This window comes from Paracoccus sp. ME4 (assembly GCF_046736325.1).
GTDB lineage: Bacteria > Pseudomonadota > Alphaproteobacteria > Rhodobacterales > Rhodobacteraceae > Paracoccus.
The window spans coordinates 127693-142030 of record NZ_CP151278.1; the positions used below are offsets into that span (position 1 = coordinate 127693).

Genomic DNA, 14338 nt, shown 5'->3' on the forward strand with positions numbered 1-14338 from the left:
TTCTCCGGCAATCAACTTCGGGGCCCTGCCATGACCGACCTGAATTCCACCGCCAAGTTCCAGCCCGAGGCCGATCTGCTGGCGCGCCTGTCGCGCGATGCGGACCTGTCGCCCGACATCCGCGCCCGGATCAGCGCCCGCGCCGCGGATCTGATCCGCCGCATCCGCGCCGAATCGAAGCCCACGATGATGGAGCTGATGCTGGCGGAATACGGCCTCTCGACCCGCGAGGGGGTGGCGCTGATGTGCCTGGCCGAGGCGATGCTGCGGGTTCCCGACCGCGCCACCATCGACGCGCTGATCGAGGACAAGATCGCGCCGTCGGACTGGGGGCGGCATCTGGGCGAAAGTTCCTCCAGCCTGGTCAATGCCTCGACCTGGGCGCTGATGCTGACGGGGCGGGTGCTGGGCGACGACCAGCCGGGCCTGGCGGGCACGCTGCGCGGCGCGATCCGCCGCCTCGGAGAGCCGGTGATCCGCACCGCCGTGACCCGCGCGATGCGCGAGATGGGGCGACAGTTCGTGCTGGGCCAGACCATCGACGCGGCGCTGGAACGCGCCAAGGGTCAGGAGGCCAAGGGATACACCTACAGCTACGACATGCTGGGCGAGGCGGCGATGACCGCCCGCGACGCCGACCGCTATGCCGACGAATACCGCAAGGCCATCGCCGCCATCGCGGGCGCCTGCACGCAGGGGTCGGTCGCGCGGAACCCCGGCATCTCGATCAAGCTGTCGGCGCTGCATCCGCGTTACGAGGTCGCGCAGGAGGCCCGCGTCATGGCCGAGCTGGTCCCGGTGGTGCGCGACCTGGCCCGCCGGGCGCGCGCCGCCAATATGGGCCTGAACATCGACGCCGAGGAGCAGGACCGCCTGGCTCTGTCGCTGAAGGTGATCGAGGCCGTGCTGCCCGACCCCGAGCTTGCCGGATGGGACGGGTTCGGCGTGGTGGTGCAGGCCTATGGCAGGCGGGCGGGCGCGATGATCGACGCGCTGCATGCGCTGGCCGTCCGCCACGACCGCCGCATCATGCTGCGCCTGGTCAAGGGCGCCTATTGGGACAGCGAGATGAAGCGCGCCCAGGTCGAGGGGCATCCCGACTTTCCGCTGTTCACCTCCAAGACCGCGACCGATGTCAGCTATCTGACGCTGGCCAAGCAGCTTCTGGGCCTGACCGACCGCATCTATCCGCAATTCGCGACCCACAACGCCCATTCCGTCGCCGCCATCCTGGAGCTGGCGCGCGGCGCGCCCTTCGAGTTCCAGCGCCTGCACGGCATGGGCGAACGGCTGCACGACATCGTGCTGAAGGATCAGGGCACCGCCTGCCGCATCTATGCCCCGGTGGGCGCGCATCAGGACCTGCTGGCCTATCTGGTCCGCCGCCTGCTGGAGAACGGCGCCAACAGCAGCTTCGTCAACCAGATCGTCGATGAGGACGTGACCCCCGAGGAGATCGCCCGCGACCCGTTCGACGCACTGACCGATGCCCGCCCCCCTGCGGGTCTGGTGGCGCCGGAGGCGATCTATGGCGCGGGTCGGGTGAACGCGCAGGGCTTTGATCTGTCCTCCGCCGACGTGCTGGAGCGCATCTTCGCTGCGCGGGATGCCGTGGCCGAGGATGCGGCCCCCATCGTCGCGGCCGCGGTCGACGCCCTGCCCGCGCGTGCCGTGACGAACCCTGCGACGCTGGCAGTCGTGGGCCGGGTCCACGACGCGGATGCGGCGACCGTCGCGGCGGCCATCGACGCGGCCCGTCCGTGGGCTGCGCCCCCCGCCGAACGCGCCGCCGTGCTGCGCCGCGCCGCCGACCTGATGGAGGCCGATTTCGGCCCGATCTTCGGCATCCTGGCACGCGAAGCGGGCAAGACCCTGAACGACGCCGTGGCCGAACTGCGCGAGGCTGTGGATTTCCTGCGCTATTACGCCCAGCAGGGCGAGGCGCGCACGGATGCCCCCCGCGGCATCATCGCGGCGATCAGCCCGTGGAACTTTCCGCTGGCGATCTTCACCGGCCAGGTCGCGGCGGCGCTGATGACCGGGAACGCGGTCCTAGCCAAGCCCGCCGAACAGACCCCGCTGATTGCGGCCCATGCCGTGCGCCTGCTGCACTGCGCAGGCGTGCCCGCGACCGCGCTGCAGCTGCTGCCGGGCGATGGCGGCACGGTGGGTGCGGCACTGACGCGGGACGCGCGCGTGGGTGGCGTGGTCTTCACCGGCGGCACCGACACCGCGCGGCTGATCGCGGGCGCGATGGCCGATCACATGGCGCCCGGCACGCCGCTGATTGCGGAGACCGGCGGGCTGAACGCGATGATCGTGGACAGCACCGCCCTGCCCGAACAGGCGGTGCGCGACATCGTGGCCTCCAGCTTCCGCAGCGCGGGCCAGCGCTGTTCGGCGCTGCGCTGTCTTTACGTGCAGGAGGACGTGGCCGATCATGTGATCGCCATGATCCGGGGCGCGATGGACGAACTGCGCGTGGGCGATCCGTGGGACCTGTCGACCGACGTGGGGCCGGTCATCGATGCCGAGGCGCAGCGCGGCATCCTCTCCTATCTGGATCAGCACCGCGACCGCATTCTGCATCAGGTCGCGGCCCCCGCGACCGGGCATTTCGTCCCGCCGACGCTGATCCGCGTGCCCGGCATCGCCGCGCTGGAGCGCGAGATCTTCGGCCCGGTCCTGCATGTGGCGACCTTCCGCGCCCGCGATCTGGACCGCGTGGTGGCCGAGATCAACGCGACCGGATACGGGCTGACCTTCGGCCTGCACAGCCGCATCGACGCGCGGGTGCAGCAGGTGTCGCAGGCGGTCCATGCGGGCAACATCTATGTGAACCGCAACCAGGTCGGCGCCACGGTCGGCAGCCAGCCCTTCGGCGGCGAGGGGCTGTCGGGCACCGGACCCAAGGCGGGCGGGCCGCTGTACCTGCCGCGCCTGGCCGCGCCTGCGCGACCGGAGGAGGCCGCGCAGGACTGGAACCGCGCCGAGGACATCGGCCGCCTCGGCCGCGCGCTTAGCGCGGATCACGGCCCGGCGTCCGAGACGCAGACCCTGATGCCTGGCCCGACCGGAGAGCTGAACCGCCTCTCGACCCTGCCGCGCGGTCCGGTCCTGTGCCTGGGTCCGGGGCCCAAGGCCGCCCGCGCGCAGGCCCGTGCGGTCGATGCGCTTGGCGGTCACGCGGTCACGGCCGAGGGCCGCGTCGATCCCGCAGCCCTGATCGATCTGCCCGATCTGGCGGGGGTGCTGTGGTGGGGCGACGCGCATCAGGGCCGCGCGATGGCGCAGGCGCTGGCGCGCCGCGACGGGCCGCTGGTCCCGCTGATCGCGGCGATGCCCGACCTGGCGCATCTGCGGCACGAACGCCATCTCTGCGTGGACACGACGGCGGCCGGGGGCAATGCCGCGCTGCTGGCGGGCTGAGGCCTAAGGGCCGGACCCTGGCCCGCGGCCCAGATCGCCGGGGGCCACGGCCACCGACTTGACGATCGCGTGGCAGGACTGCCCCGGCGCCAGGTCCAGCTGCGCCAGCGACCGGCGGGTGATGCGGGCGGTCAGGCGGTCGTCGCCCATGGCCAGCACCACCTGGACGGTGGGGCCGTCATCGGGGGTGATGGCGGCGATGCTGCCCGACAGGATGGTCAGGGCCGACAGGCCCTCGGGCCGCGCGCGCGACAGGATCACGTCCCGCGCCGCTACCCGGAGGCGCAGCGCGGCGCCCGGCGGCGCATCGATGCCCGCGACCAGGACCGCGCCGCCCGCCGTCCGCAACCGCGTCAGCCCGTCGCCCTCATGCGCCTCGACCCGCGCGGCCAGGACAGAGGCCGTGTCGCCCCCCGCCACCGCCGCGTCGCCCAGAACCGCTGCCGGCGGCCCGACGGCCGCGACCCGGCCCGCCCGCAGCGCGACGACCGTGGTGGCCAGGCGCGCCACCTCCGGCACCGCATGGCTGACATAGAGGATCGGCACCGCCGCGTGATCGCGCAGACGCTCGAAATAGGGCAGAATCTCCTCCTTGCGGGCGGCATCCAGCGCGGCCAGCGGCTCATCGGCCAGGATCAGGCGCGGCGCGGCCAGAAGGGCGCGGCCGATGGCCACGCGGCTGCGCTCTCCGCCCGACAGGGCGCCGGGGCGGCGCGCCAGGAGGGGACCGATGTCCAGCATCTCGACCACCCGGTCCAGATCCGGCCCCGCCGCGCCCCGCGGCGCGAACCAGCGCCCGAACAGCAGGTTGCGCCGCACCGACAGATGCGGAAACAGCCGCCCTTCCTGAAAGACATAGCCCACGCGGCGGCGATGCGGCGGCAGGTGCAGCCCCGTGGCGCTGTCGTCCAGCAGCCGCCCGTCCACCGCGATGCGCGCGCGGTCCGCCCGCAGGAGGCCCGCGACCGCGTTCACGACCGTGGTCTTGCCCGAACCCGAGGGGCCGAACAGCACCGTGAGGCCCGCCGGCGCGTCGAAGGCCACGTCCAGCGCGAAGCCCCCGAAGCGGTGGGACAGGCCGACCTGCAGGCTCATGCGCCCCCCACCCGGCGCGCGGCGCGGCGCGCGATCAGCTCCGACAGCAGCAGCGCCGCCATGGCGAGGGCCACCGCGACGACGACCAGCCGGCCCGCCGCGACCTCTCCGCCCGGGACCTGCAGCGCGGCATAGATGGCCGAGGGCATGGTCTGGGTCTCACCGGGGATGTTCGAGACGAAGGTGATGGTCGCGCCGAATTCGCCGATCGCCTTGGCGAAGGCCAGGATCGTGCCCGCGATGATGCCCGGCAGCATCAAAGGCAGCGTCACGGTCAGGAACACCCAAGGCGGGCTTGCGCCCAGGGTCGCGGCGGCGGCCTCCAGACGCGGATCGACCGCCTCGATCGACAGGCGGATGGCGCGGACCATCAGCGGAAAGGCCATGACCGCCGCCGCCAGCGCCGCCCCCGTCCAGCGGAACGACAGCACGATCCCCAGGCTCTCCAGCAGCGGCCCCAGGCTGCCGCGCCGCCCGAAGGCGATCAGCAGCAGATAGCCCGTGACCACTGGCGGCAGGATCAGCGGCAGATGCACGATGCCGTTCAGCAGCTGCCGCCCCGGAAAGCGCCAGCGCGCCAGCGCATAGGCGGTCAGGATGCCCAGGGGCAGGCTGGCCAGGGTCGCCACGAACCCCACGCGCAGCGACAGCCGCACCGCCTGCCATTCCGCCGGCCCCAGCCAGCCCGTGACCGCGTCGGTCATGGCGCGGTCGTGAAGCCGTATTCGGTCCAGACCGCCTGCGCGGCAGGCGAGGACAGATAGTCCAGGAAGGCCTGCGCCTCGGGTGCCGGGGCCTGGGTCGTCAGGGCGGCGGGATAGGTGATCGGGTCGTGGCTGTCGGCCGGGAAGGTGCCGATGACCGTCACGTCCTCCTGCGCGACCGCATCGGTGGCATAGACGATGCCCAGGGGCGCCTCGTTTCGGGCGACGAAGGCCAGGGCGGTGCGGACGTTCTCGGATTGCGCGACCAGGGGGGCTACGGCCTCCCACAGGCCCAGATGGGTCAGCGCCGCCTTGCCGTAGATCCCGGCCGGCACGGAATCGACCATGGCCATGGACAGCCGCCCGCCCTCCAGCAGCGCGGGCAGGTCCAGGCTGGCATCGATGCGCACCGGCTCGGCCGCGCCATGCGCGATCAGCACCAGGCTGTTGCCCAGGATGTCGCGCCGCGTGTCGGCCCGGATGTCGCCCGAGGCCTGCACCGTGTCCATCCACTCGGCGCTGGCCGAGATGAAGACGTCCGCCGGCGCGCCCTCCTGGATCTGGCGGGCCAGGGCGGAGGACCCGGCATAGGACATGACCGCGCGGTTGCCGGTCTCCTGCGACCACAGCGCCGCCACGCGGTCCAGCGCGTCGGTCAGGCTGGCGGCGGCAAAGACCGTCACCGGCGGCGCGTCCTGCGCCATGGCCGAGAGCGGGGCGCCCAGAATCAGGGCAAGCGTGGCGGCAAGGCGCATGGCGGTCTCCGGTCGTTCTTTCTGGCTGAACATAACGCGACGCGGGGGCGGAAAGGCAACCGTTATCTTCGGTCGGCTACAGCGCGGCAGATTTTTTCACGGAGGGAGGGAAGCGATCGCGGTGCGGCGTCGTCTATTGTTTCGAGATGAGCAAGACACGCGACCCGATCCTGGACCTGCTGGCGCCGCTGCGGCGCTATGCCTTCGCGCTGACGCGCGACCGGGCCGAGGCCGACGACCTGGTGCAGGACACGCTGCTGCGCGGGCACGAACAGCGCCGCCAGCTGGCCCCCGGCAAGGCGCCGGGGCCGTGGCTGCGCGCGATCCTGCGCAACCGCTTCCTGGACCGCCGCCGCAGCGACCGGGCGCAGGCCCGGCGCGAGGCGGATTTCGCGCAGCTGACCCCGCAGGCGCAGGAGGGCGCGCAGGACGACGCGCTGCGTCTGGCGCAGCTGCGCGGGGCGTTCCTGGACCTGCCCGAGGATCAGCGCGAGGCCCTGGCGCTGATCGCGCTGGACGGGCTGTCCTATGCCGAGGCGGGGCAGCTGCTGGGCGTGCCGCCGGGGACCGTGATGTCGCGCGTCTCGCGCGCCCGCGCCCGGCTGCGCGCCTTCGAGGATGGCGCCGACCGACCGGCCCTGAGGATCATCGGAGGACGCGATGCCGATTGCTGACCTCCTGCCCGAACCCGCCGATCTGGACGCCTATGTCGACGACCAGCTGACCGAGGGGCAGCGCGCCCAGATCGAGGCGCATCTGGCCCGCAACCCCGAGGCCGCGGCCCGCGTGATGCGCGACCTGGCGCTGCGGCGCGACCTGCGCCGGGCGCTGGCGGCCCCGCCCGCACCGCGGCCCCTGCTGGGTGCGGCGAGGCGTCTGGCCCTGGCGCGGCGCCGCGATGCGCGGCTGCGCCGGATGCTGCGCATCGTGCCGGCGGCGCTGCTGATCGGGCTGGGCTGGCTGGCCCATGCCGGGCTGGGGCCGCTTTCGGTCGGCGAAAGCGTCGCGGCGGCACCCGCCCCCCCGGCGGTGGCGGCGGCGCTGTCGGCGCATCAGGTCAGCCTGCTGCGCGCCGACATGGCCTCGCAGCCCGAGACGCGCGGGCTAGACGCGGCCGAACTGCGCGCCGCGACCGGCATCGCGCTGCCGGGCTTGCCGGGCGACTGGACGGTGCGCGACGCGCAGGTCTTCCCCTCGCCCCAGGGGCCGGGGATCGAGGTCCTGTTCGACACCGACGACCTGGGCCCGGTCAGCCATTTCGCGGTGCGCGCGGGCGGGTTCGCCGTCAGCCTGCCGCATCTGCACACCACCCCCGACCACGCCGCGGCCTGGTTCCAGATCGGCGAGACGGCCCATGTCCTCGTCGCCGACCGCGACCGGGCCGAGGCGCTGCTGGCGACCTCGGTCGCGCTGTCGGACACGCTTTACTGACCCTCATCCACGGAGAGAGCCATGCAACCCATCCGCCAGGCCGGCCGCAGTGCCGGTTTCGCCCCCGCCGCCGTCCATGACGACGGGCTTCGCGCGCATATGCTGCGCATCTACAACTACATGGGCCTGGGCCTGCTGGTGACCGGGCTGGTCGCGGTCGCGGTCGCCTCGGTCCCGGCCATCTACGTGCCGATCTTCAGCTCGCCCCTGCGGTGGGTGGTGATGCTGGCGCCGCTGGCCTTCGTGATGTTCCTGTCCTTCCGGATCGAGACCGTCTCGGCCGCCACGGCGCAGACGCTGTTCTGGGCCTTCTGCGCGGTGATGGGCCTGTCGCTGGCCTCGATCTTCCTGGTCTTCACGGGCACGTCCATCGCACGCGCCTTCTTCGGCGCGGCCGCCATGTTCGCGGGCATGAGCCTTTATGGCTACACGACCAAGCGCGACCTGTCGAAGTTCGGCAGCTTCCTGATCATGGGCCTGATCGGCGTGATCATCGCCAGCATCATCAACATCTTCCTGGGCTCGTCCGCGCTGCAGTTCGCGATCTCGATCATCGGCATCCTGGTCTTCGTCGGCCTGACGGCCTGGGACACGCAGTCGATCAAGCTGGCCTACAGCGAGCATCACGATGCCGAGACGCACCAGAAACTGGCGGTCATGGGCGCGTTGTCGCTCTACCTGAACTTCATCAACCTGTTCCAGCTGCTGCTGAGCCTGACCGGCCAGCGCGAGGAATGACCGAAAGAGGACCCGAACCCATGGACCAGAACGACCGCCACGCCATCGAGGGACTGTTCGGCAAGCTGGGCCAGGCCGCCCAGGCCCAGCCCCATCGCGACCCCGAGGCCGAGGCGCTGATCGCCGACCTGATCGCCCGCAATCCCGGTGCGGCCTATTACATGGTCCAGACCGTGATCATGCAGGAGCAGGCGCTGAACGCCGCCGAACAGCAGATGCAGCAGATGCAGGCGCAGCCCGCTCCGGCTGCCGGCGGTCTCTTCGGCCGTCTGTTCGGCGGCAGCCAGCCGCAGCCGCGCCCGATGGCGCAGCGTCCCGCGCCGCAGCCCTACGGCCAGCCCGCCTATGGCCAGTCGCCCTACGGCCAGCCGCAGGGGTCGGGTCCGTGGAACAGCGGTCGCCCGTCGGGCGGCGGCTTCATGGCGGGCGCCGCGCAGACGGCGATGGGCGTCGCGGGCGGTGTCCTGCTGGGCAACGCCATCGGCGGCATGTTCGCAGGCCCCGCCGATGCCGCGGGCCTCGAGGAGCCGCCGATGGAGGACGAGGCCGCATTCGACGATGCGGGCTTCGACGACGGCGGATTCGAGGAATAGGCCGCGCGGCCCCGCGTCGGGATTCCGCCGCGGGGCCGTATCTGCATCTCAGGCGGCGACCAGCGCCTTGCCGTTCCGGGCATGCCGGACGGCCAGCTTGCGGCCCATCCGGCCCGAGGCCAGGAGGCGGGCCGGATGCGGGACGTGGTCGTGGTCGCGCAGTTGCGGGAACAGGGTCAGGATCTCCTCCAGCGCGGCGGCGTCGATGCCGCGCAGCGCCTCGGGGCCGGTATACAGCGCCTCGGTCCGGGCGCCGTTCGACAGGACGATCTCGTGCCGGTCGAACAGGATGTGGAAGTAGTCGACCCCATCCGCGTCCTCGGCGATGTCGATCCCGTCCAGCACGCAGAGCTGCCGGGCGGCCACCAGGACCTCATCCGTGCCGAACATCCGCTGCGCGACGCGCGACCGGACGAGGACCCGGTGCTGCGGCGAGACCATCAGGTCCGCCTCGGGCGCGCCCGCGCCAAGCGCCCCTGCCCGGATCCGGATCGGGCGCATCGCCGGCATCCGCGCCAGGTTCGCCGCCGACAGGGCGCGCCGCCCGATCCAGCGGATGGGCTGCAACCCGTGATCGGCAGTCAGGACCATGTCACCCTCGGCCAGATCCTCGACCGCGACGTCGCCGCGATCCGTCCGGATCAGCGTCCCACCCGCGAAGCAGGGCTGGAAGCCGCCGCCCGGCCCGATCTGTCCGTTCGGATAGAAGATGATGTTGGTGTTGACCGCCGAGGTGATCAGCGTCACCAGGTCGGGCGTCCCGCCCGGATAGATCAGGTACTGCGACCCGCCGCTGGAAACCAGGATCACCGGATAGCGGACGACCAGCCCCGACACCAGGCCGCCCAGCAGGCCGACGCCCTGGACGGTCGCGTTGCCGAGATCGGGAATGGGGTCGAGCGGGTTCAGGAACGACGGGTCCGGATTGTTATGATCGACCGTCTCGTTGCGCTGGATGAAGCCGTCGTTGTTCTGGTCGTCCCCGGTCAGCGTGCCGACTTGGTTCGTCAGCACCGTTCCGAGGTTCAGCGGAAAGTTGACCGAAACGGTGTCGTTGCCCGTGAATGTCAGCGTGATCGGTGACGTCACCTGCTGAATGGTCGTGTTCGCGATATTGAAGGCCATCGTGCGTTCTCCACAATCCTTGAGACATCGCGCCGTCCATGACGACGGCAAACCGTGGAGACACCTGTGGGATCATCTGTCGACCGGCGGCCGGTCATGGGCAAACAAGCGGTGACAGACGGGGCTCATCGGGCTTGCATGACCATGGTGTGGAGATTGCGCACGGGAATCAAGACTGAACCGTTCGCTTTTTCTCCCTGAGGGAGATTTACATGCCTCAGCACGTGCTTTTGGCCTGAAAATGCGTCCTGCGGTTCTCCTAACTGTCTGGATTCGGCTTGCCGACGGCCTCCGGATCGTGCCCTGCCCAGGTTGCAAGCGTGCTGGTCGAATCATCCAGCGGCAGCAGCGCGCCCTTGTCGAACAGCATCCGGGCGCTGACGCGCAGACAGTCGGCGACGCGGTCGTTGGGCACGTGCTGACCCGGGCGCAGGTCCAGCTCGCGCATCACGTCGTCGTCCAGATCCAACCGGATACCGCCATAGATCAACACATAGGACACGGGAAAACCTCCGACATTCGGGAACATGCTCCGCCGATCCTAGCGCCGTCCGGCCGCAGGGCAAGGGTCCTGACGCCTCAGCGATGCCCGATCCAGCCGCGATCGTCGGTGAAGGCCCGCCCCTGCGCGACCCGGTACGGGGCGTAGCCCTCGGGCAGCGTGACGCCGCTTGCGAGGGGTGTTGGGGACGCGACCATGAGGATGTTGGTACGTCCCCGCGCGCTGAGCGGGCCCCGCACCGCCTCGACATGCGGATAGACCGCGCCGAGGATCGCGTGGATGCCGCGGGCCAGGGGGCCGTCGGGTCGGTCGATGAGGTTGACGTAGACCGGCCCGTCGGTGACCGCGCGGACCCGGCGATAGGCCTCCAGCGTGGCCAGATGCGCGGGCACCGTGTCGGACGAGAAGGCATCCATCACCACCGCATCGAAGCGCCGCGTGGTGTCGTTCAGGAAGACCCGCCCGTCGGCATGCACGACGGTCAGCCGGCCGGGCGCGTCGGGACCGCCCTCGGCCCCCCGCTCGGCCAGGACGGACCCGGCCCAGGGCATCTCGGCGCGTACGACGCGGGTGATCAGCGGGTCGATCTCGACCGCGACGGCGCGGGCGTCGGGACGGGCGCTCAGCAGCTGCGCGGGCAGGCCGTAGCCGCCGCCGCCGATGAACAGGACCGAGGGCGCAGGCCCCAGGTCGCGCTGCATCCGCGCCCAGATCCAGTCGGTATAGGGCAGCGCCAGATGGCTTCCGTCCTGCGCGCGCAGCCGTTCGGCCGCCTGCGGGACCCGGTCCGAGAACAGCGTGACGCGGTCGCCATGGGCCAGCACGTCGATGCAGGACATGCCGGATTCGAACCGGCAGAGCGGCCCGCCCGCCACGACCGCCGCCGCCGCCACCGCGCCTCCCGCCATCAGCATGGCCCGCCCCGGCCCGATCGCGGTCGGAGGCGCGCCCGTCCCCCGGATCAGCAGCGCCGAGACCAGCGCCGCCAGCCCGCAGCCCGCGAAGGTCGCCACCGACCCGATCAGCGGCAGCGCGACGAAGCCCGCCATCACCGCCCCCAGGATCGCCCCGAGCGAGCCCGCCGCCAGCACCATCCCCAGGGACGAGCCCTCGCGCCCCGGCCGCGCCTCGACCGCCAGCGAAGCGAGCAGCGGCGACGGCAGGCTGATCAGCACCGATGCCGGGAAGAACGCGACCGTCACCGACAGGAGCATCCCCCCGGTCCCGCGCGCACCCATGGCATAGATCAGGCTCAGGACCGCGGGCGACAGCGCCATCAGCACCGCCGTCAGCACCAGCGCCGCGCGGATCATGCGCATCGCCTGGTAGCGCGGACGTTCCGCGATCAGCCCGCCAAGGGCGTTGCCCAGGGAGAACCCCGTCAGGATCACCGCGATGACCGAGGTCCAGGTGACCAGCGACGTGCCGAAGAACGGCGCCAGCACCCGCCCCGCCGCGATCTCGTAGGTCAGCCCGGCGGCCGACAGGATGAGGATCAGGGCGATGGTGGTCCAGAAGCGCATCGTGGCCTCCTGCGGCGTGTCATGGAGAGAGGCCCTGATGGCATGGTTCGGGTCAGGGTGCCATGCGCGAAAGGCCCGCAGGGATCGCTCCCCGCGGGCCTCGGGCCGGACGCGATGTCGCGGCCGTCGCGATCACATCGCGGGCAGGACGGTCAGGTCGCGGATCTGGCCCTCGGCCTCGATCGTGCCGGCGGCGGTGGCGGCGCCGGTCTCCAGATCGACCGAATGGATGGTGTTGTTCGTCACCAGCCAGGCCGAGTTCGTGCCTTCGGCGTCGGTCTGGATGTCGAAGGCCATCGCCTCGCCGGGGTTCTCGACGTTCAGCATGCCGATGGTGGCCAGCGTGCCGTCATTGGGCGAGGTCTGCTGCAGCAGCGCGCCCAGGCCCGCGTCGATGTCGTACATCGCGGTGGCTTCCGGCTTGCCATAGCTGTTGATGTAGGCCGCGGCCGCGATCATCGGGCTGGCCTCGCTGTTGTCGTCCTCGGGCGCCCAGTTCAGGCTGCCGTCCACGGTGACCTCGCCGGTGTCGACGTTCACGCGGTGGTTGGTGGTGCCGGTCATCAGGCGCAGGCGGTCTGCCATCGGGTTGAAATCGACGATGACGGCCATGTCGGCCACTTCCAGCGGCGTGTTCATGGTCGACAGGTCGGTCGCGGCGCCGGTGGCGGTGTCGATGGTCACGATGCGCATGTCGTCGGTCACGCCGACCAGGGTGTTGTTCGACGGGCGCAGGTCGATGCCCAGCAGGCGGTCGACGCCCTCGACATCCATGGTGCCGGTGACCTCCAGCGTCTCGGTGTCGAACATCACCAGGGTGCGGTCGTCGGTCAGGCCGACGCCGGTCGCCGCGGCGGCCGCGGTCAGGGACAGCGCAAGGGCAGTGGTCGAGAGAGCAGCGATGCGAAACATTGGGAATGATCCTTCCGGTCGGGCTTCTGTCACAGGCGGCGTTCCTCGCCGTCCTTGACCGGGTGACGCGGGCGGCGGGAAACCGGATGCAGGAAATCGACGGCGGAGGCGATTTTTTGTCCCGACCGCCGCGATCCGGGTCCGTTGGGCGGTTGCAACCGGCGCGCGCTTCGCGTCAGGATGCGGCACGGCAAGGGGAGGCTGGCGGTGAGCGACGACGCAAGACAGCGGGGCAGACAGCTGGACGCGGCGCTGGCGGCCTGTGCCGCGGGCAATCCCAACGGCATCGACGCCATCCTGGAGATGGAGGGGTCGCAGCTTCTGGGCGTCGCGCGGCGCATCCTGATCCGCCATGACCTGGCGGAGGAGGCGCTGCAGGACGCGATGGTCCAGATCTGGCGCAAGGCCGCGCAGCAGCGCCAGGCCGACGGATCGGCCCGCGGCTGGATCTATGCGGTGCTGCGCAACCGCTGCCTGACGATCCTGCGCGACGGCCGCCGCCTGTCCAGCCTGTCCCCGGACGAGCTGACCCAGCTGCAGGACGCCCGCCAGGACCTGGCCGCGGATGACGACTGGAAGCTGTTGGCGGGGACCGGGCGGCTTGGCGACTGCCTGGATGCGCTGGACGACCCCGCGCGGCGGGCGATCCTTCTGGCGCATGTGGCGGGATACAGCCACGGAGAGATCTCGGCCCGGCAGGGGGTGCCGCTCGGGACCGCGAAATCATGGATCAGGCGGGGCCTCGCCTCGCTGCGGGAGTGTCTGTCATGACGGTGTTCCGCGACGACCTGGCAGGATATGCCGACGACTATGTCATGGGGCTGATGTCGCCCGCCGAGGCCGACCTGTTCGAGGCGCTGATGCAGGCCGACCCGGCCCTGGCCGCGCAGGTGGCGCGCATGCGCGACCAGCTGCTGCCGCTGGACCTGTCGGCGCAGGCCCTGCCCCTGTCGCCCGACTTCGCGGCCCGGCTGCGCGCGATCATCGCGACCACCCCGCAGGAGGCGCCGGACCGCGCGCGTCCCGCGAACCTGCCGCAGGCGCCGCGCCGCTGGCTGGCCGGGCTGGCCGCGTCGCTGGTTCTGGGCGTGGCCCTGGGTCTGGGCGGCGCGTCGCTGCGGCCCCTGCCCGCGCCGCAGGTGGTGGCGGTGCTGCTGGACGATCAGGGCCAGCCCCGCGCCATCATCGAGGATTTCGGCAACGACACCGCAGAAATCCGCTTCGTCGCGGATGTGGACGTGCCGGACGGCTTCTCGATCCAGGCCTGGACCCTGCCCTCGGCCGAGATGGGGCCGCGCTCTCTGGGCGTACTGGACGGGCCGCGCGCGGCGCGGCTGGCGGGGCCGGACCTGCCGCGTCCCGCCGATGCGCAGCTCTACGAGATCACGCTGGAACCCGCGGGCGGATCGCCGACCGGGCGTCCGACGGGACCGATCATCGCCAAGGGTCTTGCCGCCGCGCAGGACATCTGAGGCGCGGCAGGGAACGTCCGGCGGGCTGGCCGGTTGAGAGGGGGAACCCGCAACCGACA

At 71.5% G+C, this 14338-nt stretch carries 14 protein-coding genes; 7 read left to right on the forward strand and 7 right to left on the reverse strand.

The window, feature by feature from the left end:
- The first annotated feature begins 30 nt into the window (after positions 1-30).
- On the forward strand, positions 31-3429 hold the full coding sequence (gene putA / locus AACG61_RS19080; protein WP_411840149.1) for a bifunctional proline dehydrogenase/L-glutamate gamma-semialdehyde dehydrogenase PutA: 3399 nt from the start codon (positions 31-33) through the stop codon (positions 3427-3429).
- Between the two features lie 3 nt (positions 3430-3432).
- Here putA and modC read toward each other — a convergent pair whose 3' ends face one another.
- Genes modC through modA form a run of 3 tightly spaced genes read right to left on the reverse strand, consistent with a single transcriptional unit; the run spans position 3433 to position 5983 of the window.
- Positions 3433-4524 carry a molybdenum ABC transporter ATP-binding protein gene (gene modC, locus AACG61_RS19085; RefSeq protein ID WP_411840150.1) on the reverse strand — a complete coding sequence of 364 codons (1092 nt, stop codon included), beginning with the start codon at positions 4522-4524 and terminating at the stop codon, positions 3433-3435.
- Positions 4521-5228, reverse strand: a complete 708-nt coding sequence (gene modB / locus AACG61_RS19090; protein WP_411840151.1) for a molybdate ABC transporter permease subunit — start codon at positions 5226-5228, stop codon at positions 4521-4523. Before modB ends, modC begins: the two co-directional genes overlap by 4 nt.
- Positions 5225-5983 (reverse strand): molybdate ABC transporter substrate-binding protein, encoded by a 759-nt coding sequence (gene modA / locus AACG61_RS19095; RefSeq protein ID WP_411840152.1) that lies wholly within the window; start codon positions 5981-5983, stop codon positions 5225-5227. Before modA ends, modB begins: the two co-directional genes overlap by 4 nt.
- 146 nt (positions 5984-6129) lie before the next feature.
- Between modA and AACG61_RS19100 the strand changes: the two genes are divergently transcribed.
- From AACG61_RS19100 to AACG61_RS19115, 4 genes are read left to right on the forward strand one after another with little or no spacing between them, the layout of a single operon-like run.
- Positions 6130-6657: a sigma-70 family RNA polymerase sigma factor gene (locus AACG61_RS19100; RefSeq protein ID WP_411840153.1), complete on the forward strand. Its 528-nt coding sequence runs from the start codon at positions 6130-6132 to the stop codon at positions 6655-6657.
- A complete protein-coding gene (locus AACG61_RS19105; protein ID WP_411840154.1) occupies positions 6644-7414 on the forward strand; it encodes an anti-sigma factor family protein in 771 nt (256 codons plus the stop codon). Before AACG61_RS19100 ends, AACG61_RS19105 begins: the two co-directional genes overlap by 14 nt.
- A 21-nt stretch (positions 7415-7435) precedes the next feature.
- Entirely contained in the window at positions 7436-8152 is a 717-nt protein-coding gene (locus AACG61_RS19110; protein WP_411840155.1) for a Bax inhibitor-1/YccA family protein, read from the forward strand.
- Between the two features lie 20 nt (positions 8153-8172).
- Entirely contained in the window at positions 8173-8745 is a 573-nt protein-coding gene (locus AACG61_RS19115) for a DUF2076 domain-containing protein (protein ID WP_411840156.1), read from the forward strand.
- Positions 8746-8793: 48 nt separating this feature from the next.
- Here the strand turns inward: AACG61_RS19115 and AACG61_RS19120 are convergent, their stop codons facing one another.
- The 4 genes from AACG61_RS19120 to AACG61_RS19135 form a co-directional block, all read right to left on the reverse strand.
- Entirely contained in the window at positions 8794-9870 is a 1077-nt protein-coding gene (locus AACG61_RS19120) for a Hint domain-containing protein (RefSeq protein ID WP_411840157.1), read from the reverse strand.
- Between the two features lie 259 nt (positions 9871-10129).
- Positions 10130-10399, reverse strand: coding sequence for a hypothetical protein (locus tag AACG61_RS19125; protein WP_411840158.1), 270 nt, complete (start codon positions 10397-10399; stop codon positions 10130-10132).
- Between the two features lie 50 nt (positions 10400-10449).
- Positions 10450-11895 carry a fused MFS/spermidine synthase gene (locus AACG61_RS19130; RefSeq protein WP_411840159.1) on the reverse strand — a complete coding sequence of 482 codons (1446 nt, stop codon included), beginning with the start codon at positions 11893-11895 and terminating at the stop codon, positions 10450-10452.
- Between the two features lie 132 nt (positions 11896-12027).
- Positions 12028-12807, reverse strand: a complete 780-nt coding sequence (locus AACG61_RS19135) for a DUF4394 domain-containing protein (protein ID WP_411840160.1) — start codon at positions 12805-12807, stop codon at positions 12028-12030.
- 207 nt (positions 12808-13014) lie between these two features.
- On the opposite strand from AACG61_RS19135, the gene AACG61_RS19140 reads away from it, so the two are divergent.
- Entirely contained in the window at positions 13015-13578 is a 564-nt protein-coding gene (locus AACG61_RS19140) for a sigma-70 family RNA polymerase sigma factor (RefSeq protein WP_411840161.1), read from the forward strand.
- Positions 13575-14279, forward strand: a complete 705-nt coding sequence (locus AACG61_RS19145; protein WP_411840162.1) for an anti-sigma factor domain-containing protein — start codon at positions 13575-13577, stop codon at positions 14277-14279. Before AACG61_RS19140 ends, AACG61_RS19145 begins: the two co-directional genes overlap by 4 nt.
- Positions 14280-14338: the final 59 nt, after the last annotated feature.